Genomic DNA, 20,972 nt, shown 5'->3' on the forward strand with positions numbered 1-20,972 from the left:
AAATGAAAGTTGCCGACACGCCCGCTAAATGCTTGACTCGACGCGCGCCGCGCGCGATGAGCGGCCACGACGCCCACCTGGATCTTTCCCGTCGTTCCGCGTAGTTTCGGGCCAATACCAGGTGTCAGGGGGCTCCGCCGAGCAGGCGCGCCGACGCGGTTGCACGAGAGGACATTTTTTCTCATATGATGAGACGGGCGGCGCGAGAAGTGCAGGAAACCGAGTCCCTGGGGCCCCAGATCCGCGCTCTTGCCGTGCCGGCCTTCTTCACGCTCGTGGCCGAGCCTTTGTTCCTCATGACCGATTCGTCGATCGTCGGCCACCTCGGCGTCACGCAGCTCGCGGCGCTCGGAGCCGCGAGCGCCGTCCTGCTCAGCCTCACCGGCATCTTCGTCTTCCTCGCCTACGCGACAACCGCACTCGTCGCACGCCGCATGGGCGCGAACGACGAGGACGGTGCGATCGGGGCGGGCCTCGACGGCGTGTGGCTCGCGTTGGTGCTCGGCATCCCGCTCGCCGCCGCGACGTTCGCCGCAGCGCCACTCGCGGTGCGCGCGATGACCAGCGCGCCTGAGGTCGTGGACGCCGGCGTCACATACCTGCGGATCAGCGCCCTCGGCATCCCGGCGATGCTGGTCTGCCTCGCAGCGCAGGGGCTGCTCAGGGGCCTCCAGGACACGCGGACGCCGCTGCTCGTCACCGTCACCGGATTCGCCCTCAACGCGGCACTCAACGCCATCCTCGTCCTCGGTCTGCACACCGGCCTCGCCGGCTCGGCCGCCGGCACCACGGCCGCGCAGTGGCTCATGGCGTTCGCCCTGCTCGCCTCGATCGGCCGACGGGTGCGCCATCTCGACGTCCGCCCCCACCCGGGACGTGTCCTGGGTGCGGCACGCGCCGGGGCGCCGATCCTCGTGCGTACGATCGCGCTGCGCGCCGTCCTGCTCCTCACGACGGCCACCGCCGGGTTGTTCGGCCCCGGGACCCTCGCGGCGCACCAGATCGCATCGACGATCTTCACCTTCCTGACGTTCGCGCTCGACGCCGTCGCCATCGCCGCGCAAGCGCTCGTCGGCGAATCACTGGGCCGCGGTGACGCCTCACGCACCCGCGAACTGACCGCGACGCTCACCCGATGGGGTTGGCGCTGCGGACTCGTCGGCGGTGTCGCGACGCTGGTCACCGCGTGGTGGGTGCCCCTGCTGTTCACCTCCGATGCGACGATCGCGCACACGACGAGCGCCGCCCTCGTCGTCATCGCCCTCGTGAGCGCACCGTCGGGCGTGCTGTTCGTCCACGACGGTGTGCTCATGGGTGCTGGGGACGGCGCGTTCCTCGCCCGTGCGCAACTGGCGCTTCTCGTGGGCTACCTGCCGCTCGTGTGGATACTGAGCACCTCGCGGGATGCCGTCACAGGCTGGGGGGCCGCGGCGCCGCTCGTCGCGGTCTGGGTGCTGTATGCGCTCTACCTGCTCGCGCGCATGGCCGTGCTCGACCACCGGCGTCGAGGCACCGCCTGGATGCACCTCGAGAGCGCCGGCTGACGCCCCGGTCCCGCCGGCCCCGATGCTCGCGGGGCCGCGAATGCCCCATGGGCCGCCCTCACCCACTATCTTGAGGTCATACGCAGGCATCTCTCAGGGAGTTCCCATGACGCACTACCTCGATGATCGACTGCTCACGAGTCACGGCGTCAGCCGCCGGACCGCACTCACCGGAGCGCTCGCACTGGGGGCCACCGGCGCCGTCTCGACGCTCGGGGCGAACCGGGCCTCGGCCACCACGGTGGGGCTCTACGACAAGATGCACGCCATCGACGCATCCACGACCGGCGGGTTGTCCGTCGCCGTGCACGATCGGCGCAGCATGCGGGTGTGGCAGTACAACGCGCCGTTCCGCAACGAGTGCGCGAGCATCGTCAAGGTGCTCATCCTCGCGACCGTCTGCTCGCGCGCCCAGAAGGCGGGGCGCGGCCTCACCGCGTGGGAGAAGAGCCAGGCCTCCCCGATGATCCGCGTCAGCGACAACAACGCGGCGACGAACCTGTGGCGCAGCGTCGGCGGCGCACCCGCGGTGCAGGCCGTCGCGAACAGCCTCGGCATGACGTCGACGCGCGCTGCCGGAGCCTGGGGTCTGACGACGACCTCCGCCTACGACCAGATCGTCCTCATGAACGAGATCAGCTGGCGCGGCAGGCTGCTCAACGCCGCCAACCGTGGCTACATCCTGACGCTCATGGGACAGGTCGCGGCGGATCAGCGTTGGGGCGTCGGCTCGATCGGCACGAGTCAGGTGAAGAACGGCTGGCTGCCCTACGCCGGTCTGTGGCGCGTCAACAGCATCGGCCACGTCGGCGGAAGCCGCAACCACACGCTCGCCATCCTGCAGCGCACCCCGACGATGGCGATCGGCACGTCCGTCGCCAACCGCGTCGCCGCGACCATCCACGCGCACCTCGCGACCGCCCTCTGACGCACGCACGTCGAAGCCCCGCCCACGGACGAACCGTGGCGCGGGGCTTCGCCGTCGCTCCGCCCCGGACGAGGCCGGGGCGGAGCGGTGAGGATCAGGCGCGGGCGACCTTGACGTCGACCGTGGCCTGCACCTCGGGGTGCAGACGCACGAGCACCGAGTACTCGCCGAGCGAACGCATCGGCGTCGTGATCTCGATCTTGCGCTTGTCGACGGAACCGGCGCCGGCTTCCTTGATCGCGTCGGCGATCTCACCGGTCGTGACGGCGCCGAAGAGGCGGCCGTTCTCGCCGGCGCGAGCCTTCAGCGTCACCTTGGCGTTCTCGAGGTTGCCCTTGACGGACTTCGCCTCTTCGAGCGTCTTGATGGAACGCGTCTCGCGAGCCTTCGTGATCGAGTCGACCTGCTTCTGGCCGCCCTTCGTCCACTCCGTGGCGAGGTTGTTGCGCAGAAGGTAGTTGCGGGCAAAACCGGGCTTGACGTCGACGACGTCGCCGGCCGTGCCGAGCTTGGAAACCTCGTGGGTCAGGATGACCTTCATGTCGGTGTTCCTTTCCTCGATCAGCGAGCGGAGCTCGAGTAGGGAAGCAGAGCCATCTCACGCGCGTTCTTGACGGCGTTGGCGATGAGGCGCTGCTCCTGGACGGAGACACCGGTGACGCGACGGGCGCGGATCTTGCCGCGGTCGGAGATGAACTTGCGCAGCAGCGCAGCGTCCTTGTAGTCGATGTTCTCGACCTTCGCCGCCTTCAGCGGGTTGGCCTTCTTCTTGGGCTTGCGCACAACGGGCTTTGCCATCGTGGTGCTCTCCTTCTATGAGAGCCCGAGTGGTGACTCGGGATAGCGAGTGTGTGAGTGGCCGGCACGTGCGTGCCGGGCCGGTGGGGCGTCATCGTCGTGGTGACGCCCGGGAAGAGGAGGAACGATCAGAACGGGGGCTCGTCGTACGACGGGCCGGTGGACCAGCCACCGTTGCCGCCGCCCTGCGAGCCGTTCGGCTGGCCGCCGGCGTTGCCACCCGAGTTGCCGCCGAAGCCGCCACCCGAGTTGCCACCGGTCGCCCACGGGTCGTCGGTCGGGCTGCCACCGAAGTTGCCGCCCTGAGAACCCGAGTTGCCGCCGAAACCGTTGCCACCGCCGGAGTTGCCCCCGAAGTTGCCCTGGCTGACGTTGCCGCCGCCGTTGCCACCTCCGAAGTTGCCACCCTGGCCGCCGCCGGAGCGCTGGGTCTTGTTGACCTTCGCCGTGGCGTACCGCAGCGACGGGCCGACCTCGTCGACCTCGAGCTCGGTGACGGTGCGCTTCTCACCCTCCTTCGTCTCGTACGAACGAGACTTCAGACGGCCGGTGACGATGACGCGCGAGCCGCGCTGGAGCGACTCCGAGACGTTCTCCGCTGCCTCGCGCCAGATGGAGCAGGACATGAAGAGCGCCTCGCCATCCTTCCAGTCGTTCGACTGGCGGTCGAAGACGCGCGGGGTCGAGGCGATGCGGAAGTTCGCCACGGCAGCGCCGTTCGGCGTGTAGCGCAGCTCGGGGTCGGCAACGAGGTTGCCGACCATCGTGATGTTGACGTCACCTTGCGCCATGGGTGGTTCCTCCTACTGAATGTGGGGAGTTCTCAGGCGTCCTTGCGCAGGATCTTGGTGCGCAGGATGGACTCGTTGAGTCCAAGCTGACGGTCAAGCTCTGCAGCGGTGGCCGGGGTCGCGTTGAAGTCGACCACGACGTAGATGCCTTCGGACTTCTTCTTGATGTCGTAAGCCATGCGGCGACGGCCCCAGACGTCGACGTTGTCGACGGTGCCGCCGTCCTTCGTGACGACAGAGAGGAACTTCTCCAGCGAGGGCTGGACCGTGCGCTCGTCGAGCTCACCGTCGAGGATGATCATCATTTCGTAATGACGCATGCGGTAACCCACCTCCTTTGGTCTCAAGCGGTCACGGTCTCTCCGTGACAGGAGGGTTGCAGCGTTGCCGCGCCCTCTCGTCGTCGCACGCACCACGATGGCCCATCGAGCCGTCGGGGAGCACGCGCCGGAGCCACAGGTTGTGGATGAGACGGCACGAACCCCACAAGACTACCCGTAGCCGTCACCGGCGACCAATCTCTGTGGATGAACTCAGGCTGACGCGGCGTTCGCGCGCCGCCGAGCGGTGAGGCCGGCCCGGCGCTCGTCGGCGTCGTCCTCGGATGACGCGACGGTCGACGGACGCGTCGCGCGGATCGCCGCGGTGACGAGGTAGACCAGCCCGGCCAGTCGCACCAGGGTGAAGAAGCAATACCAGCCGGAGGGCAGCGCCTTCGCCATGTTCGAGGCGCGCGCGATGAACCCCCACACGGTGATGAAGTAGACGAACTCGCCGCCCGCCCAGACGAGGTGGTCGCGCCACGGCAGGGCGCTGAGCGCGATGAGCGGCAGGACCCACAAGCACGCCTGCACCGGCAGGGCACGCGACGTCAGCATCACCGTGACGAGCATGAGCAGCGCGATGGGCGCGAGCGGCAGCCGCTCACGACCCTGAGCGAGAATCGCCCCCAGCGCGATCGCCGCGATCCACCCGAGCACGGCGAGGCCCGTCAGGACGGCAGGTGATAACGTCACGCCCGCGAAGCTGAGGATGTACCAAAGCGAGCCGTACCCGGCGCCCTGCTGGCGCCAGGCGGTGAACGAGGTGAACGGGTCGCCGCCCCACACGGCGATGACGGCGAACATCGCGACGCACGTCGCGCCCGCCCCGACGAAGAGCGCGAGGGCGCCCTTCGTGTGGCCGCGCACGAGCGCGACGACGAGCGCGGCCGCGAGGACGGCGCCGAGCGTCGGACGCGTCAGGAGGGCGCCCGCTAGCGCCACCCCCGCGAGTGGGAAGCGCGAGCGCTCCCAGGCCAGCAGCCCGGCTGCGACGAGGGCCACACCGAGCGCGTCGAACGAGATGAGCGCACTCGTGATGAGCACCGGCGACAACGCGATGTGGGCAGCCACCCAGGGGCTGTCGGGTCGCGACGCGGCACTCGCGCACACGGCGAGGGCGATGAGCAACGCGACGACGGCGGCCCCCCACGCGAACATCCCCTGCTGCAGCCGCAGCTGCGAACCGCCGGGCACGATCGTGCGCACGAGCCAGGTGATGAGTGCCGTCAGCGGGGGCTGGCCCTGCATCGTCGGGTTCGACCACGGCGACGATCCGGCGGGCGCGGCGACGGCGACGGGCAGGTCGGAGTAGCAGGCGCGCCACAAGGATCCGGGCGTCGCCCACCCCGTCGAGACACAGTGGTTCTTCTGCAGCACCCCGAGCGCGACGAAGACCGCGCTCAGCGCACTGAGGACAGCGGCGGCCGGGCGCCACCCGCGTCGCCCGACGACGGCGTGACGCCCCAGCGGCCCACCGACGACGTGACTGGCCTCCGCGGCCACCGGGTCGGTGCGCGTCGGGGCTCGACCCGAGCTCGGAGCGGTTGTCGGGTGCGCAGGCGTGGCCGTGTGCGTCATGGGGTCAGCCTAAGCGGGGGCGCCCGGTCAGCGACTCGCCGAGACTCCCGAGGATGCCCGGCCGCTCGCGGCGGCCGATGACGCCGCCGTCTGCGGCGGGCTCGTTTCACGTGAAACAGCCGCGCTGGAGGAGGCCGGCAGCGTCGCGTCAGGCGCCGTCGACCCGGACGACGCCGGGCCTGGGGCGTCCGTCGCGTCGGGCTGGGTGGGCTGGACGTTCGACTGCGTCGGCTCCGGGTAAGGCTGCGACGCGGCGCTGGAGGGCGCGGCGTACGTCTTCGTCGGGGTCGGTGACGCAGACGTGGACGCCGACTCGGGCTTGTTCTCGTTGTAGTACGAGCGCTTGGGCAGTTGCGTCTTCTTCTGCCCCTCGAGGGCGGCATCCATGAAGTCGACCCACACCTTGCGCGGCAGACCCGCGCCGTAGACGTCGCTCGCCGTCACACCCGGCAGATTCTGCATCGGCTGCGCCGTCTTGCCGTCGGTGCTGTAGTACATGCCGACACTCGTCGTGATCTGGCCAGGCGTGAAGCCGTTGAACCAGAGGTACTTGTTGCCCGAGGCCGTACCTGTCTTCGACGCCATGGCGCGCCCGAGCTCGTCCTGCGCGCCCGCCGCGGTGCCGTAGACACCCGTCTTGCCGAGCGCCCACGTGAGGTCGTCCGCGATCGCCTTGTCGTACACCCGCTTGCCCTTGGTGTCGACGGTGTAGGAGTACTTGCCGTCGAACGACTTCACCGTCGAGATGAGGTGTCGGTCATGGAACACGCCGCCGGAGTTGAGGGTGTTGTACCCCGTCGCCTGGTCGACGACGCGGCTGTCACCCGTGCCGAGGACGTTGAGGATGTTCGTGTCGTTCATCCCCCCGAGCGTCTTCGGCATGCCCGAGGCCTGCGCCGCCTCGAGCGTATTCGCCGGCCCGATCTCCCGGTTGAGCCGGACGAACGCCGTGTTGATCGAGTACGCGAGCATGTTGCTGATCGGCTGCCAACCCCACGACTCGTTCTGGTTGTTCTGCACGTACTTGCCGGCACCGATCGGCAGATAGTTGTTGCCGTTGTACTGGGTGTCGACCGACTTGCCGTGCTGCAGCGCAGCGATCGCGGTGTACAGCTTCATCGATGACGCGGTCTGCAGCATCGCCTGATCTGCGTCCGAGTAGGGCGACTTCACCGGGTCGTAGTCGGCGCCGCCATACATCGCGACGACGCCGCCGTCGTTCGCACGCTCGGCGACGAGGCCGGTGTGCAGCTTGCCGAGCAACGTGTCAGGCGTGTGCTTCTCCACCGCCGTGACGGCCGCGTCCTGCGCGCGCTTGTCGATCGTCGTCGTGATGCGCAGACCACCGCGGTCGATGTCCTCCTGGCTGAGCTTCAGCTTGCGCGACAGTTCGCCGCGGACGGAGGCGATGACGTAGCCCTGCGGCCCGTCCGCGTACTTGATCGGCTGACGCGGATAGAACTTCGGCATGACGGCCTTGTTGCGTTCCTCGGCCGTCAGCCACCCCATCTTGACCATGCCGTTGAGCGTGTACGCCATGCGCTCGTTGGCACGCTGCTCGGAGTTGGGCCCGACGCTCGGATCCATGTTCTCCGGGTTGTTGACGACGGAGGCGAGGAACGCGCCCTCCACAGTCGTCAGCTGGGAGACGTCCTTGTGGAAGTACGACTGCGACGCAGCCTGGATGCCGTACGTCCCGCGCCCGAAGTAGACGTTGTTGAGGTAGGCCTGCAGGATCTCGTCCTTGCTCATCTCCTGGTCGACCTTGAGGCTGATGACGACCTCCTTCACCTTGCGGGTGACCGTCTTGTCCTGCGTCAGGAAGTAGTTCTTCACCCACTGCTGCGTCAGCGTCGAGCCGCCCTGGCTGCCACCGTCACCGGTGAAGTCGTTGATGAAGGCGCGCGCGATGCCCGTCGGGGAGATGCCGCGGTTCGAGTAGAAGCTGCGGTCCTCGGCGGCGATGAACGCGTGTTGCACGTCGATCGGCACCTTGTTCAGCTCGACGGGGTCACGGTTCGTCGTCGTGAAGCGGCCCATCTCCGTCTTACCGTCGGCGTAGTAGACGACGGAGACCGCCTGCGTCGCCTGCGCGTTGGCCTTGGGGATGTCGATGAACAGGTAGAGGCCGATGAACGTGAGCACGGCCAGCAGCACGAGGCTCGCGAGGGTGAGCAGGACGGCGCGCACGATGCGGAACGGCAACGAGTGCGCGCTCTTCTTCTTGCTCCCCCGTCGACGCCGCGCCGCGGGACTCGCGCCCTGAGCGCCCCGCGCATCGGCGCGGGAGGTGGATGCCTTGGAGCTGCCACCGCCGTTCGACGGACGCGACCCACCCTTCGGCAGGGGTCGCTGTGAACCGGATTCGCTGACCACGGACGTGCCTCACTCTCGCGCGACGCACGACATGCGGCGTCATTCTCATCGATCAGCGTACCGAGCGGGCTCCCGCCGCGTCCTCGTGGTGGCTGTCAATGCCTGTGCGTGAGCCTTGCCCGGAGCGCCAGCGTCGGGGCAACAGGGTGGTGGAAGTGGCGACGTGGGCAGGCCGTCGGGCGCAGTGCGACGTCCTGTCGGCCGCGGGGCGCTGCCGGCAGGTGACGTGCGCGGGCTGCATCTGTTTGGATGCTCTTCATGAGCCGACGGTCTCTGGAACGCGCGATGGCGACGTACACCTCCCGCTATCCCCGCACGCGGCGGCGTACGGACGACATGGTGCGCAAGGTGCGTTCGATCATCGACGACGCCGGCATCAACTATCTGTCGATCACGGGGCGCGCGAAGTCGCCGGCATCGTTCTCGGACAAGGTCGCTCGACGTGCGAGCGAGTTGGGGCACACCGATTTCGATCCGGCGCTCGACATCACCGATCAGGTCGGCGTCCGCATCATCACGTACGTGCACAGCGACATCGAGCCCGTCGCACAGTTGCTCGCGGAGAACTTCACGGTGCTCGAGGATCGCGACATGGGTCGTGAGACGGCGAGCGAGGGACGGTTCGGCTACGCGAGTCGTCACATGCTGATCTCGAACGATCCGTCGGCGACGGCGTACGACGCGGCGCAGTGCATGTCGGTGCAGTTGCGCACAGTGCTGCAGCACGCGTGGGCGGAATTCGAGCACGACGCGCGGTACAAGGGTGACGTGCCGGCGGAGTTCGCGCATGAGCTGGATCGTCGTTTCACGTTGGCGGCGGGGCTCATCGAGCTCGCCGACCGTGAGTTCTCCGTCATTCGCGACACGTTGTCGAGTGGCCTCTCGCAGCAGGGTGAGGGCCGGTTCGAGGACGGGTTGCGCGTCGACGCCCGCGAGCTCGCGTCGTTCCTCGCGGGCCGGTACGAAACATCGGGCTTCGCCCGGCCGGAGGCGTACGTCGAGGCCGCGAACTGGTTGACGGAGCTCGAGGTGACGTCGATCCCGATGCTGGCTGACGAGCTGAAATCCGTCGACTCGGAACGCATCTCACGTTCGATGGGCTACCGTCACCAGCCCGGTGCCGTGCGCCGGCTCGAGGACGACCTCCTCGCGCGTTACCGCGAGCGTTTCGTCGAGCTACCGGCGAACGAAGAACGTCGCGATTCTCTTCGCGGCCGCTTGCAACGGTTGGGCCGCGTCGGAGATTGAGCAGGCGTGTGAGCCGAGTGATGCGCACCGAGGCGCTCACCCAGTGAGGGACAAGGGGTGACGCAGCGCCGACGACGTCCAACCCCGCAACGCTCCATCTCCAGGCTCAGAGACCCGCAGCCCCGACCACCCGCGACGCGGACTCGGGATGACGAGAGCCGCCCCGGCCGAACACCGAGCCTGCGAGGTGTGCGGTCGAGGCGGCTCTCGTCGTTCCGCCCGAAGGCCTGTCGCACCGAGGCGGCGCGGCGATCCTGGGCGAGCTTGCGAGCTCAGGATCCGCGCCACCCGGAAGACGGGCCGAGGGATCAGGCGAACGTCTTGGCGTCGATGACGAAGCGGTAGCGGACGTCGGAGTTCACGACGCGGTCGTAGGCTTCGTTGATCTGGTCGGCGTTGATGAGTTCGATCTCGGCAGTGACGCCGTGTTCGGCGCAGAAGTCGAGCATTTCCTGCGTCTCGCGGATGCCGCCGATGTTGGAGCCGGTGAGGGACTTGCGGCCGCCGATGAGGTTGCCGGCGTTGACTTCGAGGGCTTCGGTCGGCAGGCCGAGCAGCACCATCGCGCCGTGGGGGCGCAGTGTCGCCATGTAGGCGCGCACGTCGATGTGGGCGGAGACGGTGTTGATGATGACGTCGAACTGGCCCTTGTGCTCCTTGAGCGCGTCGGGGTTCTCCTTCGTCGCGATCCATTCGGTGGCGCCGTACTTGCGGCCGTCCTCTTCCTTGGAGCGCGTCTGGCTGATGACGGTCACCTCGGCGCCCATTGCCTTGGCCAGCTTGACGGCCACGTGGCCGAGACCGCCCATGCCGACGACGGCGACCTTGGAGCCTTCGGTGACGCCCCAGGTGCGCAGCGGCGAGTAGGTGGTGATGCCGGCGCACAGCAGTGGCGTGACGGCGGCGGCGTCGAGGTTCTCGGGGATGTGGAGGGCGAACGCCTCGGAGACGACGATGGCCTGCGAGTAACCACCGGCGGTCGGGCGCCCGTCGTGACGGTCGATGCCGTTGTAGGTACCGACGGCGTTCGGGCAGTTGTTCTCCTCGCCCTTCTTGCACCATTCGCACTCACGGCACGAGTCGACGAGGCAACCGACACCGGCACGGTCGCCGACCTTGAACTCGGTGACGTCGGAACCGATCTCGGCGACGCGGCCGACGATCTCGTGGCCGGTCACCATGGGGTAATTCACCGGGCCCCACTCGCCGCGGACGGTGTGGATGTCGGAGTGGCAGATTCCGGCGTACTCGATCTCGATGCGGATGTCGTCGGGGCGCAGGTCGCGGCGCTCGACGGTGCCGGGCTCGAGGGGCTTGTCGGCGGCAATGGCCTGGTAGCAGGCAACAGTCGTAGTCATGATGCTGACGCTACGCCGACGCGGAGTGAGAAGCATTGTCACGTCGGCGAGCGCCGTCTCACATGGGTTCCGTGAGGTCACGAAGGCGTTCGGCGATCACGCCGACGTCGTCGAGACTCCCGGCAGCGACGTCGACCATGAATTCATATCGTTCGTCATCGCTGCCGACGAGATGAGTCCCGTTGAGGGCGAGGAACAGCCAGAGCGCACCGAGCGCCGTCCGCTTGTTGCCGTCGACCAACGCGCGATTCTTGGCCAGGGAATGGACGAGTGCGGCTGCCTTCATCAGGATCCCCGGGTAGACATCCTCCCCGAAGACCACCGCTTGCGGCCGAGCCAGGGCCGATTCCAGCAGACCCCAGTCCTGCTGGCGCGCCGCGCCGACCGCCGGTCAGGGCGCCTGAAACCGCTGAGGTCTGAAATTCCGCAATGCGGGGTTTCAGCCCTCGAGCCGTGAGTTGAGGGCCGAAACTCTGCCATGCGGGATTTCGGCCCTCAACTCGACGACAACGACGAGGTCGACGACGGACGCTCTCCGTCCAGTAGGTGCAGTGAAACCTCCCAGCAGCCATGGAATACCCCCTAGGGGTATTGGCGTTGCGCCTGACATGAGCGAACACGAACACCATCACGGCTCAGGTCATGACATGTCGTCGATGGCTGCGTCGGCCACGCTGCACTGCCTCACCGGATGCGCCATCGGCGAGATCGTCGGGCTCATCGCCGCAACGGCCCTGGGATGGGGCAACGGCCTCAGCACGGCCGTCGCGATAGCCCTCGCGTTCGTCTTCGGGTACACGCTGTCAGCGACACCGCTGCTGCGCTCAGGCATCCCCGCCAAGCAGGCGCTCCTGCTCGTCCTCGCAGCGGACACCGTCTCGATCGCCACGATGGAGCTCGTCGACAACCTCGTCATGTGGCTCGTACCGGGTGCGATGGACGCACGGTTGATGGACCTGCTGTTCTGGGTCTCGATGGCGGTGGCTCTCGTCGCGGCCTACGTCGCCGCCTACCCGGTGAACAAGCACTTGCTGCGCCAGGGCAGAGGGCACGCGATCACTCACCACGCCAGCGGTGCAGCGATGGACAACAAGCCCCTGGCGTACGCCATCACCGCGTTCCTCCTCGGCGGCGCCGTGGCATCGCTCGGCACACTGCTGTGAACCCACGCCGCTCTGACAGAACTCAGAGGGACGTCCGCTATGTTCGTCGAACACGCCCCCGAAGCGAAAGGCCGCACCTCATGAACCGTCGAAATCTGGCCGCCACTGCGGCCGCCGCCGTGGCATTGGGCGCCGGCACCGCATGTTCCTCCGGCAGCGACCATTCCTCGCACTCAGGCATGCCGACGTCGGCCGCGGCCACGTCGACGTCGGCCTCCTCCGGCCATGGTCACATGCACGAGATGGACGGCGGCCCGGCCCCGGCGGACATGACCCCGGCGAAGAACCCGAGATTCCCGGTGGGCAGCAGGGTCACGCTGACGACCGATCACATGGACGGCATGAAAAATGCCCCCGCGACCGTCGTCGGGGCCTACCGCACCGCCACATATGCGGTGAACTACCAGCCCACCACCGGCGGTGCGATGGTCAAGAACCACAAGTGGGTCGTGCAGCAAGAGCTGAAGAGCGCCGGCACAAAACACCTCGCCGACGGGGAAGCCGTCACCATCACAGCTGACCACATGGACGGCATGCAGGGCGCCGAGGGCACCATCGCGTCGTCCACCACTCAGACGGTGTACATGGTCGACTACACGGCCGACGGAATGACGATGAAGAACCACAAGTGGGTGGTGGAGGACGAGATGAAGTCTCGTTGAGGTCGCACCGATCGTTGCGCCGGCCCGGCTGCGCCCTCGCGTGAACGCACAACTCGTCGCGTGCAGGGTTGCGACGCCCAGCGACGTTCCGACGAGCGTGACGAGCAACGCGCCGGGCCCTTTCGACCGGCCGACGCGGGGTGTCGCGCGGCCGGGTGCGTGCGCAGACTACCCACCCGTGGGGTCTGAACCTCAGCAATGCAGAGTTTTAGACCCCAAGCCATGAGTTGAGGGCCGAAACCCTGCAGTGCAGAGTTTCGGCCCTCAACTCGTCAACCCGTTCAGGTCGCCGGACGGCGCGACATCGATGCCGACTCAGCGCTCTTCCTCTTCTGAGCGCTTCCTCAACGCTCACTTCGGCAGGATCCTCGCTTCGCTGCGGTCCTACCTCCGCTCGCTTGATCGTCAGCGCTCTTCATCACCGCGGATGAAGGCCTCCAACATCTCGCGGCCCACGGTGTCCTCGCGCTGCTCGGGCGGGCTCTTCATGAGGTAGCTCGACGCGGACAGCAGCGGGCCGCCGACACCACGGTCCTTGGCGATCTTCGCGGCGCGGATGGCGTCGATGATGATGCCGGCCGAGTTCGGCGAGTCCCACACCTCGAGCTTGTACTCCAGGTTGAGCGGCACGTCACCGAACGCGCGGCCCTCGAGGCGCACGTACGCCCACTTGCGGTCGTCGAGCCACGCGACATAGTCGGACGGGCCGATGTGCACGTTCTTGTCGTCGATCTTGCCGGCGAGCGAACCGGAGAGGTTCGACGTCACCGCCTGCGTCTTCGACACCTTCTTCGACTCGAGGCGCTCACGCTCGAGCATGTTCTTGAAGTCCATGTTGCCGCCGACGTTGAGCTGGTACGTGCGATCCAGCGCGACACCGCGGTCCTCGAACAGCTTCGCCATGACGCGGTGCGTGATCGTCGCGCCGACCTGGCTCTTGATGTCGTCACCGATGATCGGCACGCCCGCGTCCTCGAACTTCTTCGCCCACTCCGGGTCGGACGCGATGAAGACGGGCAGCGCGTTGACGAACGCTACACCCGCGTCGATCGCGCACTGAGCGTAGAACTTGTCGGCGCCCTCCGAACCGACGGGCAGGTAGCTGACGAGGACGTCGACCTGCGCGTCCTTGAGCGCCTGCACGACGTCGACGGGCTCCGCGTCCGACTCGTCGATCGTCATGGCGTAGTACTTGCCGACACCGTCGAGGGTGTGCCCGCGCTGCACGATGACGCCCGTCGGCGGCACGTCCGCGATCTTGATCGTGTTGTTCTCGGAGTTGTTGATCGCCTCCGACAGGTCGAACCCGACCTTCTTCGCGTCGACGTCGAACGCCGCGACGAACTCGACGTCACCGACGTGGTAGTCGCCGAACGTGACGTGCATGAGACCCGGCACGTGTGCGTCAGCGGACGCGTTCTTGTAGTACTCGACACCCTGCACGAGCGAACTCGCGCAGTTGCCGACGCCGACGATGGCGACGCGAATATTTCCCATGGAACTCACTCCGTTGTGGACGAGCCTTCGGTCCTGACGGACGACGCGAGCGCCGCCCGAATCGTCAGGTCTCGGAGGCGAGGGGGCGCGGATCGGCAGCAGCCTTCCGCTCGATCTCGATGAGTTCGTTCACCCAACGCACCTCACGCTCCGTCGACTCGATGTCATGACGGAACAGCTCCGCAATGTACGAATCGCGTGTGCTGCGGCTGTCCATCGCCTGCTCGCGGGAGCGCTCGAGACGCTCCTGCAACCGCAGACGTCGCCCCTCGAGGATGCGCAGGCGCACCTCTGCGCTCGCGCGCGAGAAGAAGGCGAAGTGCACGTCGAAGTTCTCGTCGTCCCACGATGCCGGGCCGGAGCGCGACAACTGATCCGCGAAATGATCCCGACCCTCGTCGGTGATCTCGTACGTGATGCGAGGGCGCCGACCGCCGGGAGCGAACGACGCGCTCTCGGAGATGAGGCCCTTGCGGGACAGCTTCGCGAGACACGGATACAGCGACCCGTAGCTCACGACACGAAACGCACCGAGCACACCGGTGAGCCGCTTGCGCAGCTCGTACCCGTGCAGGGGCGCCTCATGCAGCAGACCGAGGACGGCGAACTCGAGCACCGTGCCACGACGTGACATGCCACTCTCCTTCGCCTCGAAACAGTCTGCGCCGCACCGCGCGACACGAATGCCCAGTTTTTCAAACGGACGCGCCACACGGAAATGACGAGCGGGTGAACGCTCAGAGACATTCCTAACAGATGTATCGAGTCGAGATATCGAAACGCGGCAAACTTCTTCGGAACGGGTGGGGACGACGAGAGGCCAGCGCCACCCGTCGGCACAGCGCCACGCCGGAGGATCTGCGCGCCACGCCGACTGACCGGAGTAGGTCCCCGGGCCGCGAGGACGCCCTGGCGTGAGCCTTCCGCGCGACCCTTTGCCGTCCGTGAGGGCGCGCGTCAGGCCAGCGCGAGGGCGACGAGGGCGCCGGCGATCATGAACGGGCCGAACGGCATGCGCGCCTGCCGTCCCCTGCCGCGCGCGAGCAGCACGACGCCCCATGCACCGCCGAGCAGGAACGCCGCGAACGCGCCGGTGAGCCACACGTCCCACCCTGCCCAGGCGAGCAGCGCGCCGAGCGTCGGGGCGAGTTTCACGTCGCCGAGCCCCATGCCGGAGCCGCCGCCGAGCAACGCGAGAGCGAGGTAGCACACGCCCAGCGCGACGGCACCAGCGATGGCGCGGTGGGCGGCGTCAGCGTCGAAGACCGTCGTGCCGGAGCGGTGTGCGTCGACAAGACCCGCCAGCACGAGACCGCCCGCGACGACGCCCGCCGCGCGCAACGTCAGCGCGTTGGGCAGGCGATGGACGTCGAGATCGATGACGGCGAGCCTGACGAGGGTGGGCGCGACGAGTACGAGCGTCAGCACGAGGCCGGGCCGCGTACCCCACCACACCTGCATCGCCGCACCCATGAGCACGACGGCGAGCGTCGACGCTGCCAGCCACACGATGTCGAGGCGTGCGAGCGCCGGCGCGCGGTAGGTGACGCCCTGACGATGGCCTGCGGCGACGACCTCGCGCGCACCGAGCGTCAACGCACCGAGGAGGAAGAGCGTGACACCGGTCACGGGCAGCAGCATGCGTCGATCATGTCAGCGCAACAGGCATCGGGCGCCGTTGCCGATCGAGCAGTTTCCCGCGCCAGGCACGAGACCGGCGACGAGACTGGCCGGGTGGGCCCTGCGAAACGAGCGCGCGTCACCGCACCGCCGCGAGCAGCCGCGCACATACCTCGCGGCCACCGAGGACGCCGGACGCCGTCGTCACCTGCAGGCCCGGGCACGTCCAGTCGAGATCGTCGAGCTCCCCGTGGCGCGGACGGACGGGGGCGTCGACGGACGTCAACAGGTCCGTGTCGAGCAGCGAATCGCCCGCCGCGGCCGTGAACGTCGAACCCGTGCGACGCCGCACCTCCGCCAGGCCTCGCGACTTGCGCAGCGGCCGCGGCACGACGTACAGCTTGCGGCCCTGCAGCGACACCTCCCAGCCGCGCTCACCCGCCCACCCCGTCAGGTCGCGCACCACCGACGCCGGCAACTCGGCGCGCTCCACGACGAGGTAGGCGAACATGCCCTCGGCGTCGCGCAGCTTGCGCAGCCACCCCGGATCGGCGATCGCCTCGAGGTGCTCGCGGATCTCGGCGAGAGGCGCGCACGAGCCGTCGAGCTCGCCGAGGACGGCACGGTGGTAGTCCTCGTCGCTGACGCCGTCGACGAGCAGGAACCCTCCGTTCGTCGTGACGGCGTACTGCGGGTCGATCGGCAGCCGGATGCGCTCGTACTGCGCACGCGTCCGCGTCGTCGACGGCACGAACGTCGCCACGCGATGCATCTCCTGCACGAGCGCGACGGCGTCGACCGTCAGATACGACAACGGCAGCTTGTCGTACACCTCCGCCACGAGCAGGACGGGTGCGTCGGCGTCAGCGCCGGCGAGTGCGAGCGCCTTCGCGGAGTAGACGAGCGTCCGGTCGAGGTCGCACGCGACGATGGCGTCCCCGCCTGAGGGCCGGGGCGGCGCGGCGTCCGCGTAGGCCGCGACGAGGGCGCGCAGCTCGTCCGTCATCGGCATCGAGACGGGATGCGTCGTCATGCTTGCTCCTTCGGGTCGCGTGTGGCCGAGGTGCCGTCATCGCCGGTCGCCCCGCGGGTGAAGCGCGGGTGGATGAGGCCGACGCAGCTGTAGTCGAGGCCGGGATACTCCTCGACCGGCACGCCACGCGCCGCGGCGAGCGCCTCGATGTGGCGCAGATCCTCGCCGAAGCCGGGCGCGACGAGGATCTTCCAGGGCACCCGGCGCAGCAACACGCGGGTCGTTTCGCCGACGCCCGGTTTGACGAGGTTGACGCTGCCGATGCCGAACTCCTCGGCGAGCTTCTCGACGGTGGCCCACCCCGTCCACCGGGGTGGCTCCGCCGCGCATCGCGCCTGCGCCTCGGCGCGGATGTCGTCGGCGTCCGCGGCCGGCGGGAATGCTCCCGTGACGGCGTCGACGAAGAGTCCCGACACGTCGTGCGGCGCGAGTTCGGCGTAGAACTTGGCCCCATGGAACTGGCCGGGCCCGATCAGAGCGTCGTTGAGCACGGTGCGTGACACGAGACCGGAGACGGTCGAGTTGAGGCAGGCGGAGGGGATGAGGAAGTCATCACGCGTGCCCCACATCGTCGTGCACGACCCGGTGTCGGCGAGCACGGCGAGCGTCGGATCCAACTGCACCCCCGTGGCTTGCTCGTACTCGGCGAGCGCCGCGACGAGTTCGCGGCTGATCGCGCCCTTGCCCGTCCAGCCGTCGACGAACAGCACCGAAGACGCATCGTGCCGCGCCACGATGTGATCGAGCGCCACCGTGTCGATGCCGCGCCCGCGCACGATCGAGACGGCATAGTGCGACACGTCGAGCCCGCGCGCCTGACGGGCCCAACGCTTCATGAGCACCCCCACGGGAGTGCCGGCCCGGGCGAGGGAAACGAGGACGAGGTCATCGCCGCGCTCTGCGAGCGCGAGCTCGGTGACGGCGGCGACCGCAGCAGCCACCCGGGCCTTCGACATCTCCAGCGCATCACGGAACAGCTGTCCGTAGGCCGCGTCCGGTTGGTACTCGACGGGCAGGCTCTCGGCATAGTGCGCGCCGCCGGACTGGATGGCTTCCTCGCGTTCCTCGGTCGGCGCCTCGAGCGTGACGCCGGACAGATCTTCGAGCAGCCACGTCACCTCCTCGGGCGCGTACGAACCAAACGTCGGGCCGACGAGTTCGCGCGCCGGGGCCGTCGCCGGTTCGGGCAGCCGCGCGACGACGACGCAGTCCGTACTGGCCGCGAGCGCCTCGATGACGCCATCCGGGGCGTGCAGCTGCGGCATCAGGCTCGGCGGGTCGACGCACAGGACGATCGCCCGCCACGGTGTTTCACGTGAAACGTTGTACGTGAAACGCGGGCCGTCACCGTCGGCCGGGTCATCGAAGGCCGGGAACGTCAGCGCGTTGCGGATGGCATAACCGGGGTCGTCCACGGCGAGTACGGGCGAGCGGGTGGTCGTCGAGAACCGCGTGGCGACACCGCGTTCGCGCAGCGCGCATGCCAGACGCAGCGGCGCGTCCATCAGCTCTTCGGTGCCGAGGACGAGCACCTCACCATCGCCGTAGGGCAGAGCCTGTGCGACGACGGTCGCCGCCTCCGGAAGCGTCGCGGTCAGGGGGGCGAGCTGCGCAGGCGTCACCCCGTGACGCCCCGTCAACGGGGTGCGGGGCGGCCACGGCACGTCGACCTCGGTGATGGTTCCCCGGGCAGCATTCGGTGCGGCCGTCGAGACATGGGCGCGCCCCGATGCCCACGCAGCCTTCGACTCGGGCCCCTGCTCCGGGCCGGCATCTCTCAGGACGCTCGCGCGCGACTCCACCTGCTCGACGAGCCGCTGCCCGCGCTCGAGCACGTCGCTCGGCAGGTCGAGGTGACCGGCCGCGAGCGAGACGACGTCGATCTGCACGCCGAGCTCAGCGGCGCGGGTGGCCATCGCCGCGCGATCCTTCGCGTTGCGCATGTCGACGAGCGTCGCGACGACGTAGCGCTCGCGCGGCAGGCTCTCGTGCAGCGCGGCGATGGTGTTGAGCACTGTGCGGCCCGTCGACAGTTCGTCGTCGACGAGGACGAGCGGCACGACGCGCCCAGCAGAACGCCGCGCGAAGAAGCCGTCGTCCGAAGGCAGGACGAGATGGCTGGTGGCGTGCGAGTGCTCCTCCTCGAAGGCGCCGACGGGCGTGAACCCGGCGACGGGGCGTCGCGTCGAATGGATCGCCGGCGCCCGCAGCGCATCCGCGACGCACTGGCCGAGCGCCGTCGCCGTCTCGGCGAACCCCATGACGACGCATGCAGGTGAGTGCTGCAGATCGACGAACGAGTCGACGGCGCAAGTGAATTCATCGACCACCCGCGCGTCGTCAGGAGCCCGGTGAGCCTCGTGCAGCGCCTGTCCTACGCGTGCGAGAGCACCATCGACGACGTCAAGGCCCTGCGCACCCGAGTCGTCGCTTCCCGCGTCACTGCTACCAACCGCCGCTCCTGCGTCGAGAACCCGACGCACCAGCTCGCCGAGCGCCCGGCCACTGCCGCGCACGATCTGCGGGTCGACAGGCACGTGCTTGCCGAGGACGTTCGAGACGAGCAAGTGTGCGCGACGAGGGTTGCGTCGCACCGCGAGCCCGACGAGGTCGTGCAGATCGAGCCCCGGCAGCGCCTGCGTCGTGCGCAGGTCGGCACCGAGGCGTTCGGCGACCCACTCGCCCGGCCACGTCGTCGTCATGGGGTGCTCCTTCGTCATGCCTGCTCACCGGCTGGGTTGCCCGCGCCACGACCCGAGAGGGCCTCGACGTGCGCGAGGAGGAAGTCGACCATGCCCAGACCGGGCCGCGCGACACCGAACAGTTCGGCGCGCGTCATCGTGCGCTCCGCCCACCCCCGATGCGGGCCGGCTTCGTTCATCTTGTTGCCGGCGCTGGAGGCCTGCACCCCACCACCGCTCGCATGCTTGGAGAGGATGTCGACGGCGTCGGCGTGCTCCTCGCTGGAGACGACGCTCAGCGCGTGCACGATGCCGACGTGCTGGGGGTGGATGATCGTCTTGCCCGTGAGCCCGTTCGCCCGATCCAGTGCGAGTTCGCGTACGAGGCCGTCGAGGTTCTCCTCGAGCAACTCCTCACGGATGTCGTCATGCTCGAGCGCACGGAACGGGGTCTCGCGCAGCTGCGGTTTGAACAGGCGGCGCGAGTTGGCGAAGTACTCCCAGACGGGCCCGGAGATCGGAAAGCCGGTGCCGTCGGTGCGGCCGAACACGTTGACGATGTCGTACACCACGTCCGCGACGGGCCCGATGTTGTAGATCGTCAGCTCGCGCGGGCGACGCAGCCCGAGCGCGGCGCCCAGGTCGGTACCACCGATGCGCACGCAGGCGACGACGTCGCGATGGGGTGCGAGCAGCGTCGAGACAGCCACCAGCAGGCCGCCGCGCGTCTCCCGATGAAGCAGGCCGGGCGTCTCGACGACGGGCATTGCGAGCAGGCGATAGCCCGCGAGCGCGCTCGCCTCCGCGAGAGCGTCGAAGTAGGCCGGCGCGTTCGCGCCTGTGAACTTCGGCATGACGAAACCCGCCAACACCGCTGAACTCCAGGTTGATTCGCCGCCTGGCCCCTCGTTCACGAGGGTGGCGAGGTCGCGCAACTGCTGCGGCGTGCGCACCCGGACGAAGATCAGCGGCAGCGCCGCGGCGACGTCGTCAGGCGTCGGAAACCGCGCCGCGAGCGCCGCGAGGTGCGTGACGATGTTGGCCTGCGCCGCCGGCACCTCGCTCTCGGAGATCGAATCCTCGAGGCACCACACGGTGCTGACGAGACCACGCGCGTGATGCGTGACGACGTCATCGGCGAGCTGCGGGCGCGTACCGGGCATGTAGAGGCTCGCCCCGAGACCCGAACCGACGTGCTGCGCGTCATCACGCGCCGAGAAAGAACGAGGCGGGCTCGCGAAGATGGCCTCGCGGGTCGATTCGTCGAGATGGGAATAGTGCTGCACCGCATGCCCTCCCTGACGTCGGTGTGCCTGCGCCCAAGTCTGCCCCGTCGACGCCCGTCATCCGCCAACGGGACGCCACGGCATGT

At 68.5% G+C, this 20,972-nt stretch carries 19 protein-coding genes; 6 read left to right on the forward strand and 13 right to left on the reverse strand.

Annotated features, from left to right (window positions below; genetic code table 11):
• The first annotated feature begins 188 nt into the window (after positions 1–188).
• Positions 189–1,544: an MATE family efflux transporter gene (locus AC1RS9_RS06870; RefSeq protein ID WP_144708358.1), complete on the forward strand. Its 1,356-nt coding sequence runs from the start codon at positions 189–191 to the stop codon at positions 1,542–1,544.
• Between the two features lie 106 nt (positions 1,545–1,650).
• Positions 1,651–2,472, forward strand: coding sequence for a serine hydrolase (locus AC1RS9_RS06875; RefSeq protein WP_006944609.1), 822 nt, complete (start codon positions 1,651–1,653; stop codon positions 2,470–2,472).
• A gap of 94 nt (positions 2,473–2,566) precedes the next feature.
• Here the strand turns inward: AC1RS9_RS06875 and rplI are convergent, their stop codons facing one another.
• From rplI to AC1RS9_RS06905, 6 genes are all read right to left on the reverse strand, one after another.
• A complete protein-coding gene (gene rplI, locus AC1RS9_RS06880; RefSeq protein WP_006944736.1) occupies positions 2,567–3,013 on the reverse strand; it encodes a 50S ribosomal protein L9 in 447 nt (148 codons plus the stop codon).
• A gap of 20 nt (positions 3,014–3,033) precedes the next feature.
• Positions 3,034–3,270: a 30S ribosomal protein S18 gene (gene rpsR / locus AC1RS9_RS06885; RefSeq protein ID WP_006944621.1), complete on the reverse strand. Its 237-nt coding sequence runs from the start codon at positions 3,268–3,270 to the stop codon at positions 3,034–3,036.
• Positions 3,271–3,398: 128 nt separating this feature from the next.
• Complete coding sequence (locus AC1RS9_RS06890; protein ID WP_006944764.1) at positions 3,399–4,061, reverse strand: single-stranded DNA-binding protein; 663 nt, start codon at positions 4,059–4,061, stop codon at positions 3,399–3,401.
• A 32-nt stretch (positions 4,062–4,093) separates the two neighbouring features.
• Positions 4,094–4,381, reverse strand: a complete 288-nt coding sequence (gene rpsF, locus AC1RS9_RS06895) for a 30S ribosomal protein S6 (protein WP_038569923.1) — start codon at positions 4,379–4,381, stop codon at positions 4,094–4,096.
• Between the two features lie 213 nt (positions 4,382–4,594).
• Positions 4,595–5,962: a hypothetical protein gene (locus tag AC1RS9_RS06900; protein ID WP_144708350.1), complete on the reverse strand. Its 1,368-nt coding sequence runs from the start codon at positions 5,960–5,962 to the stop codon at positions 4,595–4,597.
• A 27-nt stretch (positions 5,963–5,989) separates the two neighbouring features.
• A complete protein-coding gene (locus AC1RS9_RS06905; protein ID WP_144708349.1) occupies positions 5,990–8,338 on the reverse strand; it encodes a transglycosylase domain-containing protein in 2,349 nt (782 codons plus the stop codon).
• Between the two features lie 258 nt (positions 8,339–8,596).
• Here AC1RS9_RS06905 and AC1RS9_RS06910 point away from each other — a divergent pair, with 258 nt between their 5' ends.
• Positions 8,597–9,586: a GTP pyrophosphokinase gene (locus AC1RS9_RS06910; protein ID WP_040014517.1), complete on the forward strand. Its 990-nt coding sequence runs from the start codon at positions 8,597–8,599 to the stop codon at positions 9,584–9,586.
• A gap of 308 nt (positions 9,587–9,894) precedes the next feature.
• On the opposite strand, the gene AC1RS9_RS06915 is transcribed toward AC1RS9_RS06910, so the two are convergent.
• Positions 9,895–10,944 carry an NAD(P)-dependent alcohol dehydrogenase gene (locus tag AC1RS9_RS06915; protein WP_038569929.1) on the reverse strand — a complete coding sequence of 350 codons (1,050 nt, stop codon included), beginning with the start codon at positions 10,942–10,944 and terminating at the stop codon, positions 9,895–9,897.
• Between AC1RS9_RS06915 and AC1RS9_RS06920 the strand changes: the two genes are divergently transcribed.
• From AC1RS9_RS06920 to AC1RS9_RS06930, 3 genes are all read left to right on the forward strand, one after another.
• A complete protein-coding gene (locus AC1RS9_RS06920; RefSeq protein WP_435575449.1) occupies positions 10,943–11,401 on the forward strand; it encodes a hypothetical protein in 459 nt (152 codons plus the stop codon). The two genes, AC1RS9_RS06915 and AC1RS9_RS06920, sit on opposite strands and share 2 nt — an antisense overlap.
• A gap of 151 nt (positions 11,402–11,552) precedes the next feature.
• Entirely contained in the window at positions 11,553–12,107 is a 555-nt protein-coding gene (locus tag AC1RS9_RS06925; protein WP_051805412.1) for a DUF4396 domain-containing protein, read from the forward strand.
• Positions 12,108–12,187: 80 nt separating this feature from the next.
• Complete coding sequence (locus AC1RS9_RS06930) at positions 12,188–12,769, forward strand: YdhK family protein (RefSeq protein ID WP_006944735.1); 582 nt, start codon at positions 12,188–12,190, stop codon at positions 12,767–12,769.
• A 405-nt stretch (positions 12,770–13,174) separates the two neighbouring features.
• Here AC1RS9_RS06930 and AC1RS9_RS06935 read toward each other — a convergent pair whose 3' ends face one another.
• From AC1RS9_RS06935 to AC1RS9_RS06960, 6 genes are all read right to left on the reverse strand, one after another.
• On the reverse strand, positions 13,175–14,266 hold the full coding sequence (locus AC1RS9_RS06935) for an inositol-3-phosphate synthase (protein ID WP_074041087.1): 1,092 nt from the start codon (positions 14,264–14,266) through the stop codon (positions 13,175–13,177).
• A 64-nt stretch (positions 14,267–14,330) separates the two neighbouring features.
• Positions 14,331–14,900 carry a PadR family transcriptional regulator gene (locus AC1RS9_RS06940; protein ID WP_074041088.1) on the reverse strand — a complete coding sequence of 190 codons (570 nt, stop codon included), beginning with the start codon at positions 14,898–14,900 and terminating at the stop codon, positions 14,331–14,333.
• 323 nt (positions 14,901–15,223) lie between these two features.
• Positions 15,224–15,907, reverse strand: coding sequence for a prepilin peptidase (locus AC1RS9_RS06945; RefSeq protein ID WP_074041089.1), 684 nt, complete (start codon positions 15,905–15,907; stop codon positions 15,224–15,226).
• A 118-nt stretch (positions 15,908–16,025) separates the two neighbouring features.
• Complete coding sequence (locus AC1RS9_RS06950) at positions 16,026–16,919, reverse strand: HAD family hydrolase (RefSeq protein WP_492920939.1); 894 nt, start codon at positions 16,917–16,919, stop codon at positions 16,026–16,028.
• Positions 16,916–19,621, reverse strand: a complete 2,706-nt coding sequence (locus tag AC1RS9_RS06955; RefSeq protein WP_492920941.1) for a phosphoribosyltransferase — start codon at positions 19,619–19,621, stop codon at positions 16,916–16,918. The genes AC1RS9_RS06950 and AC1RS9_RS06955 overlap by 4 nt, the downstream gene beginning before the upstream one ends.
• A gap of 14 nt (positions 19,622–19,635) precedes the next feature.
• Positions 19,636–20,886 (reverse strand): HpcH/HpaI aldolase/citrate lyase family protein, encoded by a 1,251-nt coding sequence (locus AC1RS9_RS06960; RefSeq protein ID WP_074041091.1) that lies wholly within the window; start codon positions 20,884–20,886, stop codon positions 19,636–19,638.
• Between the last annotated feature and the right edge of the window lie 86 nt (positions 20,887–20,972).

The organism is Dermacoccus sp. MPR-E5 (genome assembly GCF_058809565.1).

Coding starts and splice junctions, on each gene's coding strand:
- AC1RS9_RS06870 (WP_144708358.1), top strand. CDS start 189: ATGAGACGGGCGGCGCGAGAAGTGCAGGAAACCGAGTCCCTGGGGCCC.
- AC1RS9_RS06875 (WP_006944609.1), top strand. CDS start 1,651: ATGACGCACTACCTCGATGATCGACTGCTCACGAGTCACGGCGTCAGC.
- rplI (WP_006944736.1), bottom strand. CDS start 3,013: ATGAAGGTCATCCTGACCCACGAGGTTTCCAAGCTCGGCACGGCCGGC.
- rpsR (WP_006944621.1), bottom strand. CDS start 3,270: ATGGCAAAGCCCGTTGTGCGCAAGCCCAAGAAGAAGGCCAACCCGCTG.
- AC1RS9_RS06890 (WP_006944764.1), bottom strand. CDS start 4,061: ATGGCGCAAGGTGACGTCAACATCACGATGGTCGGCAACCTCGTTGCC.
- rpsF (WP_038569923.1), bottom strand. CDS start 4,381: ATGCGTCATTACGAAATGATGATCATCCTCGACGGTGAGCTCGACGAG.
- AC1RS9_RS06900 (WP_144708350.1), bottom strand. CDS start 5,962: ATGACGCACACGGCCACGCCTGCGCACCCGACAACCGCTCCGAGCTCG.
- AC1RS9_RS06910 (WP_040014517.1), top strand. CDS start 8,597: ATGAGCCGACGGTCTCTGGAACGCGCGATGGCGACGTACACCTCCCGC.
- AC1RS9_RS06920 (WP_435575449.1), top strand. CDS start 10,943: ATGATGCTGACGCTACGCCGACGCGGAGTGAGAAGCATTGTCACGTCG.
- AC1RS9_RS06915 (WP_038569929.1), bottom strand. CDS start 10,944: ATGACTACGACTGTTGCCTGCTACCAGGCCATTGCCGCCGACAAGCCC.
- AC1RS9_RS06925 (WP_051805412.1), top strand. CDS start 11,553: ATGAGCGAACACGAACACCATCACGGCTCAGGTCATGACATGTCGTCG.
- AC1RS9_RS06930 (WP_006944735.1), top strand. CDS start 12,188: ATGAACCGTCGAAATCTGGCCGCCACTGCGGCCGCCGCCGTGGCATTG.
- AC1RS9_RS06935 (WP_074041087.1), bottom strand. CDS start 14,266: ATGGGAAATATTCGCGTCGCCATCGTCGGCGTCGGCAACTGCGCGAGT.
- AC1RS9_RS06940 (WP_074041088.1), bottom strand. CDS start 14,900: ATGTCACGTCGTGGCACGGTGCTCGAGTTCGCCGTCCTCGGTCTGCTG.
- AC1RS9_RS06945 (WP_074041089.1), bottom strand. CDS start 15,907: ATGCTGCTGCCCGTGACCGGTGTCACGCTCTTCCTCCTCGGTGCGTTG.
- AC1RS9_RS06950 (WP_492920939.1), bottom strand. CDS start 16,919: ATGACGACGCATCCCGTCTCGATGCCGATGACGGACGAGCTGCGCGCC.
- AC1RS9_RS06955 (WP_492920941.1), bottom strand. CDS start 19,621: ATGACGACGACGTGGCCGGGCGAGTGGGTCGCCGAACGCCTCGGTGCC.